Source organism: Novosphingobium sp., assembly GCF_036733805.1.
Taxonomy (GTDB): domain Bacteria; phylum Pseudomonadota; class Alphaproteobacteria; order Sphingomonadales; family Sphingomonadaceae; genus Novosphingobium.
The window spans coordinates 23,730-43,972 of the sequence record NZ_DAIMZT010000022.1; the positions used below are offsets into that span (position 1 = coordinate 23,730).

Sequence of the window (20,243 nt, forward strand, 5' to 3'; positions counted from 1 at the left end):
GCAACTTCGCTTGCGTCAATGCCGGGCGGGTTTACAACCGGGCGGCGATGCACTCCGAACGGCACGTCCGCGCCCTCCCTCGATTCCTGAAGCAGGCCGCTCGCTTTCCCGGCACCACCGCGATAGGTGCCGGCGTGCTTGGCGCTTGCGGTTTTCAGCCGCTCTCGCTCTGGCCGCTTACCCTGCTGGCCGTGGCCTGGTTGCTTGAACTTGGCGTCCGCACCGGCAGCCGACGCCTCGTCCTAATGATTGGCTGGTGCTTTGGCCTTGGCCACTTCACGCTCGGCAATAACTGGATCGCCACGGCCTTTACGTATCAGGCGAATATGCCGGCCTGGCTGGGCGGCATCGCGGTGGTTCTGCTCTCGCTTTATCTTGCGATCTTTCCGGCCCTGGCGACGCTCGGTTCCTGGCTCCTGATCCGTCCGGACAAGGCGGCCGCCGAGCCGTGGCGGTTCCTGGCGTTCGTTCTGGCCTTTGCCGCGACCTGGATCGTCACGGAGTGGATGCGCGCCTGGGTCTTCACGGGATTCGCCTGGAATCCGCTCGGCGTCGCCCTGCTCGGTCAATTCGACACGCGCGGGCTGGCGCTGGTGACGCCGTGGATCGGCACTTACGGCCTCTCGGGCCTGCTTGTGCTGCTGGCCGGATTGCCGGGCATCTGCCTGCGTGCAGCTGGCGCAGGACCGGCCACGCGGCGCTGGTGCTGGGCGCTGCCGCTGCTGATCGTCGCGGCGGCTCTGGCCACGCTCATGATCCTGCCCGACCCCTGGGCCGCGCGCGATCGGGGGGCGGTGCATTTCACTTTGATCCAGCCTGACCTTCGCCAGGAAATCATTGATGACCCGCGCTGGTATGAAGCCAACTTCATCAAGATGGCCCGCCTGTCTCGACCCCTCGATCCGGGCGATCGGCGCGTGGTGTTCTGGCCGGAATCGGGGATCGGCGATTACTTGCGCGACGGCTATCCGCCCTATCTCTATCGTATGTATACATACGCCGGCGATCCGGTGATCGCTCGAGAGCGGATCGGCCGGGTGATCGGCCCCTACGGCCTGCTGCTGACCGGCGCGGTCGACCTGGTGATGCGGAACGAAACCCCCATCGCGGCGCGCAACTCCGTTTCGGCGATTGACGGGCGGGGAGACATCCTGGCAGGCTATTCGAAAGCGCACCTCGTTCCTTATGGCGAATATCTGCCGATGCGGCCATTGCTCGAACCCCTGGGCGCGGCTCGGCTGGTCGCCGGCGATCTTGACTTTTGGCCCGGCCCCGGCCCACGCACTTACGACTTCGGCGTTCTGGGCAAAGTCGGCGTCCAGATCTGCTATGAGATCATATTCAGCGGCGAAGTGGTCGATCCCCGGAACCGGCCGGACTATATCTACAACCCCTCGAACGACGGCTGGTTCGGCGCCTGGGGGCCTCCGCAACACCTGGCGCAAGCGCGCCTGCGCGCGATCGAGGAAGGGGTGCCGGTGCTGCGCTCCACCACCACCGGCATTAGCGCTGTGATCGATGCGGACGGCCTGGTGCGCGCGCACGTCGATCGCCATGTCGCCGGCCGGATTGACGGGCGCATCCCGCCTCCGCACGAGGCGACCCTATTCGCCCTTTACGGCAATGTCCTGCCGCTCACGCTGGCGGCCCTGCTTGCGCTGGCCGCCGTTTCCGTTGTTGCACTCAGGCGCTGTCGCGAGTAGACCGCATGCTCACATAAAGATTTCTTTATATGATAGGTCTCCCATGCGCAGTGATTACGTCTTTACGTCCGAGAGCGTCTCGGAAGGGCATCCCGACAAGGTTTCGGACCAGATTTCCGATGCGATCGTCGATCTGTTCTTGTCCAAGGATCCGGAGGCGCGTGTCGCCTGCGAGACGTTGACGACGACGCAGCTTGTGGTCCTTGCCGGCGAAATCCGCTGCAAGGGCGTTTACGAGAATGGTCGGTGGGCGCCCGGCGCGCTGGAAGAAATCGAGAAGACCGTTCGCGCCGTGGTAAAGAAAATTGGCTACGAGCAGGACGGCTTCCATTGGGAAACGCTGGAGTTCGTCAATCGCCTTCACGGGCAGTCCGCGCACATCGCCCAGGGCGTCGACGCCTCCGGCAACAAGGATGAAGGCGCGGGCGATCAGGGCATTATGTTCGGTTTCGCTTGCGACGAGACGCCCGACCTCATGCCGGCGACGCTCGATTACAGTCACAAGATTCTGGAACGCCTGGCCAACGATCGCCATTCCGGCGCTGCTCCGTTCCTTGAGCCCGATGCCAAGAGCCAGGTGACCCTGCGCTTCCATGACGGCAAGCCGGTGGCCGCCACCGCGATCGTCGTCTCCACTCAGCATAAGGACGGCTACGACGCCGGCGAAAAGGAAGCCGAGCTGAAGGCTTACGTGAAGCGCGTCGTAACCGAGATCCTGCCTCAGGGTTTCGTCACGGACGAGACGAAGTTCCATATCAACCCGACGGGTTCTTTCGTGATCGGCGGACCCGATGGCGACGCGGGCCTGACAGGCCGCAAGATCATCGTCGATACTTACGGCGGCGCAGCGCCGCACGGCGGCGGCGCCTTTTCCGGCAAGGACCCGACCAAGGTGGACCGTTCGGCCGCCTATATCACCCGCTACCTGGCCAAGAACGTCGTTGCAGCGGGCCTGGCCAAGCGCTGTACGATCCAGGTTTCCTACGCGATCGGCGTCTCGGAACCGCTCTCGCTCTATGTCGATACGCACGACACCGGCATGGTGGCGGACGACCGGCTTGAAGCGGCGATCGCAAGAGTCGCGAAAGAGCGGCTCGGCGGTCTGACGCCGCGCGGCATTCGCGTTGGTCTGGGTCTTAACAAGCCGATCTACGCCCGGACGGCGGCATATGGTCACTTCGGCCGTAAGCCCGAGGGGGATCTGTTTCCCTGGGAACGCACAGACCTAGTTGATGCGCTAAAGACGGCTTTGGGCTGAGAACGAATATCTTTGCCGGTCGCGAAGGCTCGACGCGGCCGGCCGGGAACCTTACCACAAGCGCGTCGCCTGCTTCGATAACGCCGACGGCACAGTCGATTCGCTGCTGAGGTGAGAGCATGGCATTTGAAACCCTGATCGAAGTGAGCGAGCTTCAGGCGCTGCTCGCCTCAGGCGCGGACATCGTGTTGCTCGATTGCGAGTTCGAGCTGTCGGATGCGAACAGGGGACCGGCGATCTACGCTGAGGGGCATTTGCCCGGCGCCCGCCATGCCCATCTCGACAATGATCTGGCCGGGCCGCCGGACGGCCGCAACGGGCGTCATCCCCTGCCAGCGCGGGTGGCACTGGCGGCCTGGCTGCGCGCGCAGGGCCTCAAGCAAGGGCAGCAGGTCGTCGCGTATGACGGCAGCGGCGGCGCGGCGGCGGCGCGGGCCTGGTGGCTGCTGCGCTGGCTGGGTCATCGCGAGGTCGCGGTGCTGGACGGAGGCAAACCTGCCTGGGTCGCTGCCGGTCTGCCGCTCGAAAGCGGTCTGCCTGCCCCGGCGCTGACCGGCGATTTCGAACCGCGTGAGCCGCTGGTGGCGCCGCCGGTTAATGCCGAGGCCGTGCTGGCAAACATCGAAGCAGGGGCGGCGCTAGTCTTGGACGCGCGCGATCCCTCGCGCTTTGCGGGTGGGCCCAATGCTATGGATCCCGTCGCCGGCCACATACCGGGCGCGAAAAACCGGTTCTTCCGCGACAACCTTGGCGCCGATGGCCGTTTTCATCCGGCAGAGCGGCTAAGGCAGGAATTCCTCGCGCTGTTGAGCGACAAGCCGGCGGTATTGAGCTGCGGTTCCGGCGTGACCGCCTGCCACAATGCCCTGGCGATGGAGATCGCCGGGCTGCCCGGCGCAAGGCTCTATCCCGGATCGTGGAGCGAATGGATCAGTGATCCGACGCGCCCTGTGGCGAAAGGGGACGAGTGAGAACGCCCGCCCGCTTTTTCAGGAAAGCGGGGAGACCGGGGAGCCTGACAAATGGGAACGGAGAAGGGCGTTACCAGACCGCCCTTCTCCAGAGTAGCAGGACCTACTTCGCCAGTTCAGTCTCGATCGCGCCGACCAGTTCAGGCGCGTTCGGTTCGATGGTCGGTGCGAAGCGGGCTGCGATCGTGCCGTCGCGCCCGATCAGAAACTTCTCGAAGTTCCAGAGCACTTCCGGGTCCTGCGTTGGCGTCATGCCATAGCCCTTGAGCCGCTCACGGAAATCCTCGGCCGGTCCGATCTTGTCAGGCTTCGCTTCGGTCAGCGCGGCATAAAGGGGCTGCTTGCCTTCACCGGTCACGTCAGCTTTGGCGAAGAGGGGGAAGGAGACGCCGTAATTGATCGAGCAGAACTCCGCGATCTCGTCGTGAGTGCCGGGTTCCTGCGCGCCGAAATCGTTGGCGGGAAAACCCAGCACTTCGAAACCCTGATCCTTATACTGTGTGTAGAGCGCTTCCAGCCCTTCGTACTGGGGCGTCAAGCCGCATTTGCTGGCGACGTTGACGACCAGCAGAACATTGCCTTCATGTTCGGCAAGACTGTCAGCGGCACCATCGATGCGGGTAAGCGGGATTGCAGCAAGATCGGCCATCAGGGGAGCTTTCATTTAACCTCGGGGACTGGAGATATGGAACTCCGGCATGACCGTCACAAGTCACCCTTAACGAGAATCAACTGACATAATGCGCGGTGGTCTTGGCCGCGATTTCCTCCACCGTCACGCCCGGCGCCATTTCGATCAGCTGGAACGGACTATCGTGATCGGTGCGCTGGAACACCGCAAGGTCCGTGATAATCATATCGACCACGTTCCTGCCGGTGAGGGGCAGGGTGCAGGCCGGGATGAACTTGGGATCGCCGTTCTTGCTGGTGTGCTCCATGACGACGATGATCTTCTTGACGCCGGCGACCAGGTCCATCGCGCCGCCCATGCCTTTAATCATCTTGCCGGGGATCATCCAGTTGGCGATGTCTCCGTTCTCGGCCACTTCCATCGCACCCAGCACGGCAAGGTCGATGTGCCCGCCGCGAATCATGCCAAAGCTTGTCGCGCTGTCGAAATAAGCCGTTTGCGGCAGTTCGCTGACGGTCTGCTTGCCCGCGTTGATAAGGTCCGGGTCCACTTCGTCCGCGTAGGGGAACGGCCCGATGCCGAGCATGCCATTCTCGCTCTGCAACGTCACCGTGATGCCTTCGGGCACATGATTGGCCACCAGCGTCGGGATGCCGATGCCAAGATTGACATAGAAGCCGTCCTGCAATTCCTTCGCCGCGCGCGCGGCCATTTCATCGCGGGTCCAGCCCTTGTGGGAAACTTCGGACATCAGGCGGCCTCCCTCTCACGGGTCGTTATAAACTCGATCTTATTGTCATAGGGCGCGCCCAGGACCAGGCGCTGGACGAATACGCCCGGCAGATGGATATTGTCAGGATCGAGCGAACCGGTGGAAACGATCTCCTCCACTTCGACCACACAGACCTTGCCGCAAGTGGCCGCAGGCACATTGAAATTGCGCGCGGTCTTGCGGAACACGACATTGCCGCTCTCATCCGCCTTCCAGGCTTTGACCAGGGAAAGGTCGGCGAAGATGCCGCGTTCCAGGATATATTCCTGCCCGTCGAAGACCTTGGCCTCCTTGCCCTCGGCCACCAGCGTGCCGACGCCGGTCTTGGTGTAGAAGCCTGGTATGCCCGCCCCGCCCGCGCGCATGCGCTCTGCGAGAGTGCCCTGAGGGGAAAATTCCACCTCCAACTCGCCCGAAAGGTATTGGCGCTCGAACTCCTTGTTCTCACCCACGTAGGACGAGATCATCTTCTTCACTTGCCGCGTGCGCAGCAGCTTGCCGATACCCTCATTATCAATTCCGGCATTGTTCGAGGCGAAGGTCAGGTCCTTCACGCCTGAATCGCGCACCGCGTCCAGCAGCCGCTCGGGAATGCCGCAAAGGCCAAAGCCGCCGCAGGCGATCAGCAGGCCGTCCTTGAGCAGGCCGTCAAGCGCGGCCCCTGCGCTGGGATAGAGCTTGTTCATGCGATTCTCTCCACTTTCGGCGAAAGCTAGACAAGGTATCCTATTACGAATAACGATAATTTTTTATCATTTTTGATATATATTATCTATGAAACGCATTGCCCTGTTCCATCTGGAAACCCTGATGTGGATCGACCGGCTGGGTACTTTCGCCGCCGCGGCCCAGCGGCTCAACACCACACAGCCGACGATCTCAGCGCGCGTGCGCGAAATCGAGGAGCAACTGGGAACGACCCTGTTCCAGCGCGAGGGTCGACGCATGGTCCTTACTGCGCGGGGAAGGCGCCTGGTCCAGGCCAGCGAGCCCTTGTGCCGGGGGCTGGAGCAAGTGCTGCTCGAAGCCAGCGATTACGCCGGCGCGACGGGGGCGGTGCGCATCGGTTCGGGCGAGATCGCGGCTGCAAGCTGCCTGCCCGCCTTCATCCAGGCGATCGAGCGGGAACGGCCCGGTGTTACGATGGAGATTGGGCTCGATCTCACCGCCCGGCTTCTTCAGCAATTGCTTGCGGGCACCCGCGACATCGTGTTCTTGGCCGGTCCTGTCGCCAGTCCGGGAATGCGCACGGCGCCGATCGGCTCGGTCGAGCTGGTCTGGGCGGCGGGCGCTGCCGTGGCCCAGGACGGGGGCTTCGCTCGGCCCTTGCCGGTGTGGTCGCTGCCCGATCATTCGCCGCTTCATGGCGTGACGCTGGCGACGCTCGACGCCCACGGCCTGGCGCCGCGCGTCCTGCACACTTGCGACAATGTACGCACTCTCATCGAAATCGTTGCGCAGGGGGCAGGAGCGGCGGTTCTGCCTGAAACGATGGTGCGCGAGCACCTTGCCTCCGGCGCGCTGCACGAAGTGCTGCCCCGGCCCAGCCATGCGGTCCACTTCGAAGTCGCGATCCGCACGCGAGAGCGCGATCCGGTGATCCTCGACCTTTTCGCACGCGCAGGCCGGCTGGAAATCGATGCCGAGGGCCATGAGCGGCGCCGACCAGACGTTGATCTTGGTCATGGCCGGCCAAGCGAGGTAAGATAGGTTCGGCACGAACAGAGGGAGTAAGACTATGCGCTCGATTCTCGTCAACGCCGATCGCAAACCCAGCAACGATGCCCGCATTGACACCGCGCTCGACCTTGCCCGCCATTTCCATGGTCATGTCACGGTGATCGTGGACACGCCCGTAACCCGTTACATCGCGATGGACCCGATGGGAGGCAGCTATGTCGTTTCCGGCGCGCTGGACAAGGCACGGCAGGAGGACGACGCCGCGGCCGCAGAGATAGAGGCCCGTCTGGCGCGCGATGACGTGCCCTTCGACCTACAGCGCAGTGAAGATGATCCGATCAGCTGCCTGGCCAATGCCGCTCGGCTTGCCGATGTGGTGATCGTCTCGCGTTCCGGCGGGCTGGCGGGCGAACTGGCGCTTGTCTCGCATACGCCGGTGCTCGCCTTGCCTGACCACAGGACGCTGCAATTGCCGGTGCGCCGTGCCTGCGTCGCCTGGGATGGGGGGGAACAGGCAGCTGCGGCGCTGCGCGCTTCTGTGCCGCTGCTACGCAGCTGCCAGATGGTGAAGGTGATCTCGGTGACGGAAAAACCGGGCGGCTTTCCGGCGACGGACGCGCTGCGCTACTTGTCTCGTCACGACATTCATGCCGAGCTGGAGGAGCACGAGCGCCAGCGTTCGACCGAGGAAACGATCGCGAAGGCAGCGGCCGCTGCCCATGCGGAACTGCTGGTCATGGGCGCTTACGGCAAGAGCCGCATGCGCGAATTTCTGTTCGGCGGCGTGACCGCTTATTTCCTGGACGAGGCTGACGCGCCCGCGCTGCTTCTCGCGCATTGAAGCGAAAGATCGGTTCGCGGCGATCAAAGCACGCTGCCCTTGCTTTGGTCCGGGCGAGATTCCGCGGCGCAGCAGGAATTATGCGCAGATGACCCGCCCTTGATTGATCGGACCGCAATTTATAGCTGAATCGGCATTCGAAACTGGCAGAAATCCTGACGTTTTTGGGCGCGGAGAGGGCGGCATTCACGCTTTCGCAACCCAATTTGCATATTTTGCATCATCTTCAAGCCATTTCGCACTTGCACAAAATCAAGGGTTAATCCATATAGAGCCTGCCTTTCAGGCATCCTCTCCCAAAACTTCCATGGCCCGGTTGGCAACGACCGGGCCATTTTTTCTTTCCACTCCGCGTGTCTTCGGATGGTTTGAAATCCCCCCCGGCGATACCTAGTTCCGAACTGCACATCACCGGAACCTGTCAGCAGGTCTGCCGGACGGGCATGGAAAGGAATCGCATGGCGGATGCTGGCACCCCGATGGAAAATCGCACGGTCAAGCTGCAGGTGGCGGCTGCAAGGCAGGAAGAAAGCGGCCACGGCATCGCCCGTCTTTCCCGTACCTCGCTTTCCGCGCTTGGCGCTCTGGAAGGCGACGTGTTGGAGATCGCCGGCAAATCTCTTACCGTGGCGCGCGCCGTGCTGGCTTACCCCGAGGATGAAGGGCTCGAAGTCATTCGCCTGGACGGGCTGCAGCGGGGCAATGCCGAGGTCGGTTCCGGAGACATGGTCACGGTGTGCAAGGCGGAGTCGCGTCCCGCCCAGCGCGTGGTCTTCGCGCCCGCGCAGAAGGATATGCGCCTGCAAGGCCCCTCGGCCGCGCTGAAACGCAACTTCTTCGGGCGCCCCATGGTGCAAGGCGATCTGGTCGCCACCACCGGCCAACAGCAGGTGGCGGACATTCCACCGCAGCTTCGCCGCATGTTCAACGCGCCTGCCTATGCGCTGACGCAGATCCGCCTCAACGTCGTTTCGACCACTCCACGCGGCATCGTCCATATTGACGAGGATACCGAGGTGGAGCTCCGCGAGACGTTTGAGGAAGCCCGTGATGGGCGTGGCGATGTCAATTACGACGATGTCGGCGGCATGGGCGACACGATCAGGCAACTGCGCGAGATGGTGGAACTGCCGCTGCGCTATCCCGAATTGTTCACTCGCCTAGGCGTCGCCCCGCCCAAGGGCGTGCTGCTGCATGGCCCGCCGGGCACCGGCAAGACCCGCCTGGCGCAAGCCGTGGCCGGCGAAAGCGAAGCCAGCTTCTTCTCGATCAACGGGCCCGAGATCATGGGATCGGGTTACGGCGAAAGCGAAAAGCATCTACGCGACGTGTTCGAAGAAGCGACCAAGGCCGCGCCGGCGATCATCTTCATCGACGAGATCGATTCGATCGCGCCCAAGCGCAGCCAGGTGCACGGCGAAGCGGAAAAGCGCTTGGTCGCTCAGCTGCTGACGTTGATGGACGGGCTCAACAATCGTGCCCATGTCGTGGTCATTGCAGCCACCAACCGGCCGGACGCTATCGACGAAGCGCTGCGCCGCCCCGGCCGGTTCGATCGCGAGATCGTGATCGGCGTGCCGGACGAAACCGGCCGGCGCGAGATCCTGGGCATCCACACCCGCGGCATGCCGCTGGGCGCGGGCGTGGATCTTAACGAACTGGCCCGCACCACGCACGGCTTCGTCGGCGCCGATCTTGCCGCTCTGGCGCGCGAAGCCGCGATCGAGGCGGTACGCCGGATCATGCCCAAGCTGGACCTTGAGGCGCGCACGATCCCGCCCGAAGTGCTGGAAAGCCTTTCAGTCGTGCGCGAGGATTTCATCGAGGCGCTCAAGCGGGTGCAGCCGAGCGCCATGCGCGAAGTCATGGTGCAGGTGCCGAACATCGGCTGGGCGGACATCGGCGGGCTGGACGAAGCGCAGTTGAAGCTGAAGGAAGGCATCGAGCTGCCGCTGAAAAACCCGGAGGCGTTCCACAAGCTGGGCATCCGCCCGGCCAAGGGCTTCCTGCTCTATGGCCCGCCAGGCACCGGCAAGACCCTGCTCGCCAAGGCCGTGGCCAGAGAGGCGGAGGCGAACTTCATCTCGATCAAGTCGTCGGACCTGCTCAGCAAGTGGTACGGCGAAAGCGAGCAGCAGATCGCCCGCCTCTTTGCCCGCGCGCGGCAAGTGGCGCCTTGCGTGATCTTCATTGACGAGATCGACAGCCTGGTCCCCGCCCGTGGCATGGGCGGCGGTCTTGGCGAGCCGCAAGTCACGGCGCGGGTGGTCAACACGATCCTGGCAGAAATGGACGGTATGGAAGAACTGCAGTCTGTCGTCCTGATCGGCGCAACCAACCGCCCGGCCCTGGTCGACCCGGCGCTGCTGCGCCCCGGCCGGTTCGACGAACTGGTCTATGTCGGCACGCCGGACAAGGCCGGGCGTGAGCACATCCTGGGCATTCACACAGCCAGGATGCCGCTGGACTCCGACGTTTCGCTATCAGCCCTGGCTGACCGGACCGAGCGCTTCACGGGCGCGGATCTGGAAGACGTGGTCCGCCGCGCCGGCCTGATCGCCATTCGCAAGCATGGCGCCCAAGTCAGCACGGTCGCCATGGCTGACTTCGAGGAAGCTTTGGAAGACAGCCGCGCCACCGTCACCGAGGACATGGAAGCCGAATACGCACGTATGAAAGGCGAATTGAAGAAGCGCGCCATGGAAGTGACACCGATTGGTTTCATCGCGCCGGGCATGGTGGAGAGCCGGCGGGAGCGCAAGCACGGGGATTGACGCGCCGCGGCGCGGACGGCTGCAGAGCCTTCAGAAACGAAAAGCCCGGTTTCAATGAACCGGGCTTTTCCGTCCCCATCTCTCAAAATGCAACCATCACTGGCCTTCTTGCAACCGAAAGTTTCTCTTTTTTCCAATATAAATCACTGTGGTAATGATGCTTTACAAACTTTTGCCTTTTGCCTTAACCGCTTCTTAGCCGCATTCCTGAAGAATCCCTTCCCACACGGTTGGGGGGCGCGAAATGCTTCGGGCGATTCGCCGCATGGCGGACAGGTTATGTCGTAACGTATGCGGCAACGCGATGATGATGATGGCGATCGCCATGCCCGCCCTGATCGGCGGTGCCGGTCTGGCTGTCGATACCGCGCAATGGTACTTGTGGAAACGCGAACTGCAGCACTCGGTCGATCAGGCCGCGATCGGTGCGGCCTGGGCACTGTCCAACTCGGCCGCCAGCTCGACATACAAGACGCGCGCGCAGCAGGAATTTGATGCCAACCAAAACATAACGAAGACCTTCGCAACGACGCCCACGGTCACCCTCGCCAATTACGCCGGGGGCACCAACAACAGCGTGGTCGTCACCGCTACGGCATCCAAGATGTTGCCTTTCAGCAGCTTTCTGACGGGAGCGGCCGTTAACATCGCCGTCAAGGCGCAGGCAGACTTTGCGGCAGGCGCGAACTATCACGCCTGTCTGGTGGCGACATCCAATACAGGCACCGGGCTGGCAATCGGCGGCAACGCCAATGTCAGCGCGAAATGCGGCCTCGCGGCGCTTTCATGCGATGACAACGCCGTTAACATCGACGGTTCCGCCACCGTGGTGACGGACTCGATCGCGACTTGCGGCACCGCGACCGTCCCCGCCGCCAATCAAAGCGTGGTCAGCGATCATATCACCGGGTTGAAGGACCCTTACGCGAACCTAACGCCGCCGGACAATTCGACCCAGCAATCCTACTCTTGCGATACCGTGGGCACCGGCAACAATAAGACGACCCAGGCTACCCTCTCCGCCGGGACCTACAAGGGGGGTATAACCGTCAAGTGCACCACCGTGCTCCAGCCCGGCGTCTATGTGATCGACGGCGGTGATCTCGATCTGACGGCCAACTACAACGTAACCGGCACCAACGTCATGTTCGTGCTGAAGAACGGCGCAAGGATCAAGTTCGGCGGCAACGGCAATAACAACAAGGTGGTTCTCTCGCCGATCCAGGCTTCGAATTTTACTGGCACGCCTTATGCGGCCAGCGCCAACGATTATGCTGGCATGCTGGTCTTCGAGGACCGTAATAACAATCCCGCCAATCCCGGACACCAACTGAACGGCAATTCCACTTCATTGATCGAAGGGCTGATCTACCTTCCCTCCGGCAATATGACCGTGCTGGGCACCGCGAATGTGGCAAGCCAATGCCTGCAGATCACGGCGAAGACGATCACCGTCAGCGGCAACGCCCAGTTGCAAACGCTTTGCCCCACGGACAGCAGCATGACGGTGGGATCGTCGCTGGCGACGATCAGGTTGGTGGCGTGAACCCGCTTTTTGACAGGCTTCGTGCGCGATGCCGGCGGCTCGCCGCGGATAACCGGGGCGCGGCCCTGATCGAGGCGGCAGTCATCGCGCCCGTCCTGGTGTTGCTGGCCATCGGCGGTTTCGAAGTAAGCCGCATGGTCTCACGCCAGAGCGAATTGCAGAGCGGCGCCTCGGATGCGGAAGCGATCGCGCTTGCCGCCAACGCCGGAGCCGCCACTGATACGACGACGCTCAAGTCCATCCTGATGTCCAAGCTGTCGCTAAGCAGCGATCAGGTGGATGTCACCAAGCGTTACCGCTGTGACGCGGCCACCACATTGGTCAATTCCGCGGACAGCTGCAGCGGCGGCGCGGTCGTGTCCACTTATGTCGAAATCCAGCTGAGGGATACGTTCACGCCGATATGGAGCCGGATCGGCGTTGCCGGAACCTTGAATTACAATGTCGATCGCCTGGTGCAATTGTCATGACCCGTTTCCGCGTCCTCCGACGCTGGTTCCCTGACGAGCGCGGCAACGCGGCGATTGAATTTGCGATCGTGGGCCCGACTCTGATCGCCATGTTGCTCGGCGTGCTTTGGGTCGGCCTGCAAATGCAGAAATACAACGCCCTGCGCTCCATCGCGGCTGACGTGAACCGCTACACGGTGGTCGAATATCAGAAAGACGACAAGCTCACCTCAGACCAGATCGAATCCGTGGCAGCCGCGATCGCGGTCAAGGCGCCGTACAATCTGACCGGCAGCCAATTCGACGCCACCGTGACCACACAATCCAGCCCGGTCGCCGGAGCCACGGATTTTTACATGGTCCTGGATTATACGCCGGACAACTTTCTGAGCTATTTTGGCATCTCGGCGATAACAATGACGTACACGCAGAACATATACGTTCCTTCGTGACCCGCGCGGCTCAGCTTTTCGCAGCCCCTTTCCCTTCGCCCGCTTCGGCAACGGCATCCTTGACCGCTGATCCCGCCACCGGCTCGGCCGGTGTGGTCGAAAGGGTGCGGCCGCGGCGCAAGGCGTCAGGCATTTCACGGCGGATCCAGTCCAGCATCCCCTCACGGATGGCGCAGCGCAGGTCGAACAGGCTGCTGGCGTCCGCGGCGGTCATCAGCAAGCGAACTTCGGTTGCCTCGCTTGTCATGTCAGTGACCTGTACGCCCTGCGCCCGCTGGTCCCAGCGCGGATCAGCCGAGATCTGCCGCAGGAACTCCGCACGGAGTGGCGCGATATCTGCGGCATGGTCAAGATAGAGCATGACCGTGCCGGTGAGTTGCGAGGTGTTCTTGGTCCAGTTCTGGAAGGTTTCCTCCAGGAACCGCGTGGTCGGCACTACCAGCCGTCGATCGTCCCAAATGCGCACGATCACGTAAGTCGTGCGGATATCCTCGATCTTGCCCCATTCACCATCGATGATGACCACGTCATCAATACTGATCGGCTCGGTCAGCGCCATCTGGAAACCGCCGATGAGAGCCTTGAGCGCGGGCTGCGCCGCCGCGCCCACCGCCAGGGCCGCGAGGCCGGCGGAGGCGATCAGGGTTACGCCGACCTGCCGCACCCCCGGTATCGCCAGCAGCATCAACGAGATCGTCACGAACACGATGATAAAGGTGCCGATGCGGCTGAGAATCGCCAGCCGCGTACGCCGCCGCCGCGCGTCGCGATTATCGGCCACCGTGATATCGGCACGGACAATCATCGCATCGACCAGGCTATGCAGCACCGCCAGCGCGATCCAGCCGAGCAGGAAGGGCATCGCGAAATCCGAAACTTTGCCCCAGGCCACGGCGAGCGGCGGGGTTTCCCGCGCGGCATAACCAATGCCCAGGGCCACCAGGGCATAACGCGTCGGGCGCGCCAGCCGGTGCACCAGAATGTCGTCCGTCTCACTTACGCTGGCCCGCACGATCCGCTGGAGGATGCGGAACAGCACCGCGTGAACAAGCAGGGCCACCGCTATCCCGATCGCGGCGGCGATCACGGCTATAATGACTTGCTCCAACCAGCCGGGCAGATGTCCGGTGAACTGCTCAATCCATTGCGTCATATTGCCTGTCGTATGATCCTATGGGTTCGCACCGTAAGTTCCGGGAGAGCGCTCATCGCGGACGCAGCCAGGAACCCACACGCCACGCACAGGTTGCATCCTCAATGCGCCGCGCCCCAACTCACGCCGTGGCCGATCTCGACGCCCAGCGGCACGTCGAGCCGGACTGACGGCAGCGCCGCCTCGGCCATGACTTGCCGGATCACGGGAGAAGCGGCGGCGACATCACCTTCGGGCAGCTCGAAAACAAGCTCGTCGTGCACTTGCAGCAGCATGCGCACGCGGGGCAGCCCGGCGCTGGCGAGCGCGGGGCCCATCCGCGTCATGGCGCGCTTGATGATGTCGGCGCTGGTGCCCTGAATCGGTGCGTTGATCGCGGCGCGTTCGCTGCCCTGACGCTCCGTCTGGTTCTTTGAGTTGATACGCGGGAACCAGGTCTTGCGGCCGAACAGGGTCTGCGAATAGCCACGCTCGCGTACGCTTTCCAACGTCTCGTGGATGTAACGCTGAATGCCGGGAAAGCGTTCGAAATAGCGGTCGATCATCGCCTGCGCCTCATCCGCCTCCACGCCCAGTCGACCCGCGAGCCCCCAGCGCGAAATGCCGTAGAGAATCGCAAAGTTGATCGTCTTGGCGCGCCCGCGCGTGTCCCGGTCGACCGTGCCGAACATCTCCATCGCCGTGCGGGCGTGGATATCCTCGCCATTGGCAAAGGCTTCCTTCAGGCTGGGGACATCGGCCATGTGCGCTGCGAGGCGCAGTTCGATCTGCGAATAGTCGGCCGACAGCAGGACATTGCCGGGTTCTGCCACGAAGCAATCGCGGATCTGGCGGCCGATCTCTGTGCGGATCGGAATGTTCTGCAGGTTGGGTTCGGTCGAGGACAGCCGGCCGGTCTGCGCGCCCACCAGTGAGTAACTGGTGTGAACGCGGCCGGTGTCCGGATTGATCGCCGCCTGCAACGCCTCCGTATAAGTGGAACGAAGCTTCGAAAGCTGGCGCCATTCCAGCACCTTGGTGGCGACTGCGGCACCTTGCGCAGCCAGACCCTCCAGGATTGATTGATCGGTCGAATACTGTCCCGACTTGCCTTTGCGACCGCCCTTGTAGCCCATCTTATCGAACAGGATGTCGCCGAGCTGCTTGGGGCTGCCAATCGTAAATTCCTGCCCGCACAACCCGAATATCTCGCATTCGAGCGCCCCGATCGCCGTTGCGAACTGACCAGAGAGCTGGGCCAGCCGATCGCGGTCGACCTTCACGCCGTGGCGTTCCATTTCCGCCACCACGGAGATGAGCGGCCGGTCAACCCGCTCGTAAATCCGGGTTCCACCCTCTTGAGCAAGGCGCGGTTTGAGGACGGAATGGAGGCGCCAGGTCACGTCCGCGTCCTCCGCCGCGTACTGCGTCGCCCGGTCCAGCGGCACTTCGCCGAATGGGATCGCCTTCTTGCCGGTGCCGCAGATGTCCTTGAACGTCAGCGTGGTATGACCAAGATGCCGTTCCGAAAGCTCATCCATGCCATGGCCCCCGCCGATCCCATCCAACGAGCGGCCGGCGTCCAGATCGAAGCTGATAATCATGGTGTCGTCGATCGGCGCGACATGAATGCCGTGCCGGACCAGAACGTTGATATCGTACTTGATGTTCTGCCCAACCTTGAGCACCGCGTCGCTTTCCAGCAGGGGCTTGAGCCGCGTCAGAGCTTCGGCAAGAGGAACCTGCTGCGGCTTTTCGGCAAACATGTCCGAACCGCCGTGGCCCAGCGGAATATAGCACGCCTGGTTCGGACCGATCGCCAGCGAAATACCCGCCAGGTCCGCCCGCATCGAATCGAGCGCCGAGGTCTCCGTATCGATGGCCAGTAGCCGCGCCTGCGCCGCACGGGCAATCCATTCGTCCAGCGCGGCTTCGGTGGTCACGCATTCGTAAGCGGTACGGTCCACCGCCGGCATTTCCGGGAGGGGCTGGCGAGCTGCGCCTTCAAGCGGATTGGCCCCGCTGGTGACCGGCTTTGCGGGATGAAGCTGCGTAGGCGCGGCGGGGCTGCCGCCTCCAGCGTCCAGCCGCTTGAGCAGGCTGGTGAAGCCATGCTTGCCCAGAAAGGCCGCCAGTGGATCAGGCGGGATCGCGCCCAGCTCGAACTGATCGAGCGGCATCGGCAGCGTGCAATCTTCTTTGAGCGTCACCAGCACCTTGGACAGCCGCGCCTGTTCCGCATATTCGATCAGGCGTTCCTGCAGCTTGGACTTCTTCATCGTCGGCGCGGCCGCCAGCGCCGTTTCGAGATCGCCGTAATCCTGGATCAGCTTGCTCGCCGTCTTCGGGCCGACGCCGAAGACACCGGGGACGTTATCGACCGAATCGCCCATCAGCGCCAGCACGTCTCCCACCTTTTCGGGCGGCACTCCGAACTTCTCGATCACTTCAGGAATGTCGATGCGCTGGTTCTTCATCGTGTCCAGCATGTCGATGCAGCCGCCCTCGATACCGTCATTCGGTTCGGCGCACTTGCCCACCAACTGCATCAGGTCTTTGTCGGACGAGACGATCGTGACGTCCCAGCCGCGCCGCGCCGCTTCACGCGCGTAGGAGGCGATAAGGTCGTCCGCTTCGAAGCCCTGTTCCTCAATGCAGGGCAGGGAGAAAGCGCGGGTCGCGTCCCGGATGAGCGGGAACTGCGGCACGAGGTCCTCTGGCGGCGGCGGGCGGTTCGCCTTGTACTGATCGTAGATGTCGTTGCGGAAGGACTTGCTGCCGGCGTCGAGAATCACGGCCAGATGCGTCGGCCCGTCAGCATCGTGCAGGTCTTTCGCCAGCCGCCACAGCATTGTCGTGTAACCGTAAACGGCGCCCACCGGCGTTCCCAGCGGGTCAGTCAGCGGCGGCAGGCGGTGATACGCGCGAAAGATATAGGCCGAACCGTCGACGAGGTAGAGATGCTGCTTTGGCTCCATGCGACGTCCGTAGCAGCGCCGGGCCGGGCCGTCAGCATGGGAGTGAACGGGACCAGGCGAAGGGGGCATGCGCGGCCAAAGCTTGAAACTGCACGTTCCAGCGCTTACTCCACACGCGGGCTGGCTCTGAGACCGCCGTTTCGCCGCCTTTCGAAAATTTACAGGAAAGGGATTACCAAGAAGATGCGCAAGATCGTCATCGTCGCTGCCGTCGCCATCGGTGCCATGTCGCTGGGCGCCTGCTCGCAAAAAACCAAGGATGCGACCGAAGAGGCTGCCTCTTCCGCCGCGAACGATGTGCAGACCTCAGCTGCAGACGCCGGTACGGCTGCCGACGCCGCCGGCGACAAGATCAAGGATGCCGCCAACGACACTGCCAATGCCGCCAAGGATGCGGCCAGTGATGCCGCCGATGCCGTTGCCAACACCGCGTCTGACGCGGAAAAGGCTGCGAAGGACGCCGAAGCGGCGCTGGACGAACATCCCAAGGACGAACGCCCGAAGGACTGAGACAGTAGGTCCAGACATGAAAAAGCGCGCCGGATCGCTTCCGGCGCGCTTTTCATGTCGGCAGCCTCAACGCGAGGCGGTGTGGCGGTAATCCGGTGCGTCCGTCAGGTAACCGTTATAGATGGCGCGGGCGATGCTGGCGATGCGCGCTTCGCGATTGGGACGGCTGCCTTGCCCGGTTACGTAAATGGCAACCGCGAAGACGCGGCCGTCAGGCGTCTGGATAATGCCGATATCGCTGGACGTATTGTTCAGCGATCCGGTCTTGTGCAGAACCTGCACGCCTTCCGGCATGCCGGCCCGGATGCGGTTCCGGCCGGTTACGCAGCGGCCCATGGTGTCCAGCAGGATCTGGCGGCTGGAGGGGCTCAGCCACTTGCCTTGATAAATGCCCGCCAACAGCTGCGCCATCGCGAGCGGCGTGGCGCTGTCGCGCTTGTCTATCACTTGCGCCGGGTTCACCGCGCCATCGTCGCGAACCAGCGTGGCGATGTCGTGATCGATGTGCCAATCGGCTATGCCGGCGCGCTGCACCCAGTCATTCACCGCCACCGGGCCGCCCACCACCTTGAGAAGCGCATCCGTGGCGTAGTTGTTCGATCGGGTTAGCATCAGTTCGAGCAAACGGGACGCCGGCATGTACTCACCGGCTCGAACCGGCGCGACCGCGCTGGAGAATGGCGCGGAACCGACCGGAATCATCAGCGGGAACTCGCTGGTCAGGCTCCACCGCCCTTTATCGACGCCGTCCAAGAAGGTCGCGGCGATGGCCACCTTGCTGGTGCTGGCCATCGGAAAGCGCTGATCGCCCAGCACATCCGTGGTTCGCCCGGTCGCCAAATCGATCGCGGCGACGCCGATGCGTCCGCGCGAGGCTTCGGCAAGCGCGGCAAGCTGTTGCTGGAAGGGATCAGCATAAGTGCGCGGCCCGCGCAGCTGAGTGCCGAACAGTGAATCGAACGTATTCTGAACCTGAACGACCTGTTCCGGATGCGGCGCCACCTGCTCTGCCCGTGCGGACATCGCGGGCAGCATGACAACCGTCGTCAGGGCCACAAGCCCAGCGAGGCGCATGCTGCCATTGCGGCACAAAGCCTTAAGGTCCCCTGCCCACGTCATGCAGTTCCCACCATAGATTCTTCCCTATTCCCGGAAGGTTAACACAACCGCGATAAAATGCCAGCAGCCCGAGACGAATGGCGGATCCTGTGCGGTAATTGCCCGAAAAGGCACTTTCCTTTCATGGAAAGGACCGATTTGAATGCCTCGCACAAAGCGAAAGGGCCGAGAGATCGCTCTCCCGGCCCTCCACGTATTTGGTCAGATAGTCGGCGTCGGCTGGATCAGAAATCCATGCCGCCCATGCCGCCCATGCCACCGCCCATCGGTGGCATCGCGGGCTTGTCGTCCGGCTTCTCGCTGATCGCCGCTTCCGTGGTAATCAGGAGACCGGCGACCGAAGCCGCATCCTGCAGCGCGGTGCGCACGACCTTGGTCGGGTCGATCACGCCGGCGGCGACCAGGTTCTCATAGGTGTCGTTCGCGGCATTGAAGCCCAGCGTCTCGTCGGAACCGTCGATCAGCTTGCCTGCAACCACGGCGCCGTCGAAGCCCGCGTTCTCGGCGATCTGCTTCACGGGAGCGGTAATCGCCTTGCGAACGATGTCGATGCCGCGAGTCTGGTCGTCATTAACGCCGGTCAGGCCGTCCAGGGCCTTGGAAGCATAAAGCAGAGCCGTGCCACCGCCCGGAACGATGCCTTCTTCCACCGCGGCGCGGGTAGCGTGCAGAGCGTCGTCGACGCGGTCCTTGCGCTCCTTCACCTCGACTTCAGTGGCGCCGCCGACCTTGATGACGGCCACGCCGCCGGCCAGCTTGGCGAGACGCTCCTGCAGCTTCTCACGATCGTAATCGCTGGTGGTGACTTCGATCTGAGCGCGGATCTGTTCGACGCGGGCCTTGATCTCATCAGCCGAGCCGGCGCCGTCGACGATCGTGGTGTTGTCCTTGTCGATCGAGACCTTCTTGGCCTGGCCAAGCATGCCGACGGTCACGTTCTCGAGCTTGATACCCAGGTCTTCCGAGATCATCTCGCCGGCGGTCAGCGTGGCGATGTCGCCCAGCATGGCCTTGCGGCGATCGCCGAAGCCGGGAGCCTTTACGGCGGCAACCTTCAGGCCGCCGCGCAGCTTGTTGACAACGAGCGTGGCCAGCGCCTCACCCTCGATATCCTCAGCGATGATGAGGAGCGGACGACCCGACTGCACCACGGCTTCAAGAATCGGCAGCATCGACTGCAGGTTCGAGAGCTTCTTCTCATGAATGAGGATGTAGGGGTTTTCCAACTCGACAGTCATCTTGTCGGGGTTGGTCACGAAGTAGGGCGAAAGGTAGCCGCGGTCGAACTGCATGCCTTCGACGACATCTAGTTCAAATTCGAGACCCTTGGCCTCTTCGACGGTGATGACGCCTTCCTTGCCGACCTTTTCCATGGCCTCAGCGATCTTCTCGCCGACTTCGACATCACCGTTGGCCGAAATGATGCC

At 62.9% G+C, this 20,243-nt stretch carries 17 protein-coding genes; 10 read left to right on the top strand and 7 right to left on the bottom strand.

Going from position 1 to position 20,243, the window contains the following annotated elements; translation table 11 throughout:
* The first annotated feature begins 47 nt into the window (after positions 1-47).
* The 3 genes from lnt to V7D69_RS07360 all read left to right on the top strand — a co-directional run bounded on the left by lnt (position 48) and on the right by V7D69_RS07360 (position 3,932).
* Positions 48-1,703 (top strand): apolipoprotein N-acyltransferase, encoded by a 1,656-nt coding sequence (lnt, locus tag V7D69_RS07350; protein ID WP_333605462.1) that lies wholly within the window; start codon positions 48-50, stop codon positions 1,701-1,703.
* A gap of 43 nt (positions 1,704-1,746) precedes the next feature.
* Positions 1,747-2,961, top strand: coding sequence for a methionine adenosyltransferase (metK, locus tag V7D69_RS07355; protein WP_333605450.1), 1,215 nt, complete (start codon positions 1,747-1,749; stop codon positions 2,959-2,961).
* Between the two features lie 119 nt (positions 2,962-3,080).
* Positions 3,081-3,932 (top strand): sulfurtransferase, encoded by an 852-nt coding sequence (locus tag V7D69_RS07360; RefSeq protein WP_333605451.1) that lies wholly within the window; start codon positions 3,081-3,083, stop codon positions 3,930-3,932.
* Positions 3,933-4,035: 103 nt separating this feature from the next.
* Here V7D69_RS07360 and V7D69_RS07365 read toward each other — a convergent pair whose 3' ends face one another.
* From V7D69_RS07365 to V7D69_RS07375, 3 genes are all read right to left on the bottom strand, one after another.
* Entirely contained in the window at positions 4,036-4,581 is a 546-nt protein-coding gene (locus tag V7D69_RS07365; RefSeq protein ID WP_333605463.1) for a glutathione peroxidase, read from the bottom strand.
* Between the two features lie 79 nt (positions 4,582-4,660).
* Complete coding sequence (locus V7D69_RS07370; RefSeq protein WP_333605452.1) at positions 4,661-5,314, bottom strand: CoA transferase subunit B; 654 nt, start codon at positions 5,312-5,314, stop codon at positions 4,661-4,663.
* Complete coding sequence (locus V7D69_RS07375; RefSeq protein WP_333605453.1) at positions 5,314-6,021, bottom strand: CoA transferase subunit A; 708 nt, start codon at positions 6,019-6,021, stop codon at positions 5,314-5,316. Before V7D69_RS07375 ends, V7D69_RS07370 begins: the two co-directional genes overlap by 1 nt.
* Before the next feature lie 88 nt (positions 6,022-6,109).
* Between V7D69_RS07375 and V7D69_RS07380 the strand changes: the two genes are divergently transcribed.
* From V7D69_RS07380 to V7D69_RS07405, 6 genes are all read left to right on the top strand, one after another.
* Positions 6,110-7,045 carry a LysR family transcriptional regulator gene (locus V7D69_RS07380; RefSeq protein ID WP_324063162.1) on the top strand — a complete coding sequence of 312 codons (936 nt, stop codon included), beginning with the start codon at positions 6,110-6,112 and terminating at the stop codon, positions 7,043-7,045.
* Between the two features lie 28 nt (positions 7,046-7,073).
* The gene (locus V7D69_RS07385; RefSeq protein WP_324063160.1) at positions 7,074-7,856 is read left to right on the top strand and encodes a universal stress protein; all 783 of its coding nucleotides are present in this window, start codon (positions 7,074-7,076) and stop codon (positions 7,854-7,856) included.
* A 458-nt stretch (positions 7,857-8,314) separates the two neighbouring features.
* Positions 8,315-10,630 (top strand): CDC48 family AAA ATPase, encoded by a 2,316-nt coding sequence (locus V7D69_RS07390; protein WP_333605454.1) that lies wholly within the window; start codon positions 8,315-8,317, stop codon positions 10,628-10,630.
* A gap of 244 nt (positions 10,631-10,874) precedes the next feature.
* Positions 10,875-12,176: a pilus assembly protein TadG-related protein gene (locus tag V7D69_RS07395; RefSeq protein WP_333605455.1), complete on the top strand. Its 1,302-nt coding sequence runs from the start codon at positions 10,875-10,877 to the stop codon at positions 12,174-12,176.
* Positions 12,173-12,646 carry a TadE/TadG family type IV pilus assembly protein gene (locus V7D69_RS07400; protein WP_333605456.1) on the top strand — a complete coding sequence of 158 codons (474 nt, stop codon included), beginning with the start codon at positions 12,173-12,175 and terminating at the stop codon, positions 12,644-12,646. Before V7D69_RS07395 ends, V7D69_RS07400 begins: the two co-directional genes overlap by 4 nt.
* Entirely contained in the window at positions 12,643-13,077 is a 435-nt protein-coding gene (locus tag V7D69_RS07405; RefSeq protein ID WP_333605457.1) for a TadE/TadG family type IV pilus assembly protein, read from the top strand. Before V7D69_RS07400 ends, V7D69_RS07405 begins: the two co-directional genes overlap by 4 nt.
* Positions 13,078-13,087: 10 nt before the next feature.
* Here V7D69_RS07405 and V7D69_RS07410 read toward each other — a convergent pair whose 3' ends face one another.
* Entirely contained in the window at positions 13,088-14,230 is a 1,143-nt protein-coding gene (locus V7D69_RS07410; RefSeq protein ID WP_333605458.1) for a mechanosensitive ion channel family protein, read from the bottom strand.
* A 101-nt stretch (positions 14,231-14,331) separates the two neighbouring features.
* Positions 14,332-17,187 carry a DNA polymerase I gene (polA, locus tag V7D69_RS07415; RefSeq protein ID WP_324061091.1) on the bottom strand — a complete coding sequence of 952 codons (2,856 nt, stop codon included), beginning with the start codon at positions 17,185-17,187 and terminating at the stop codon, positions 14,332-14,334.
* Positions 17,188-17,370: 183 nt separating this feature from the next.
* Between polA and V7D69_RS07420 the strand changes: the two genes are divergently transcribed.
* Entirely contained in the window at positions 17,371-17,697 is a 327-nt protein-coding gene (locus V7D69_RS07420) for a hypothetical protein (protein WP_324061092.1), read from the top strand.
* A gap of 66 nt (positions 17,698-17,763) precedes the next feature.
* Here V7D69_RS07420 and V7D69_RS07425 read toward each other — a convergent pair whose 3' ends face one another.
* Both V7D69_RS07425 and groL read right to left on the bottom strand, forming a co-directional pair.
* On the bottom strand, positions 17,764-18,816 hold the full coding sequence (locus V7D69_RS07425; protein ID WP_333605459.1) for a serine hydrolase: 1,053 nt from the start codon (positions 18,814-18,816) through the stop codon (positions 17,764-17,766).
* A 224-nt stretch (positions 18,817-19,040) separates the two neighbouring features.
* A partial coding sequence (groL, locus tag V7D69_RS07430) for a chaperonin GroEL (protein ID WP_333605460.1) occupies positions 19,041-20,243 on the bottom strand: 1,203 nt, incomplete at its 5' end.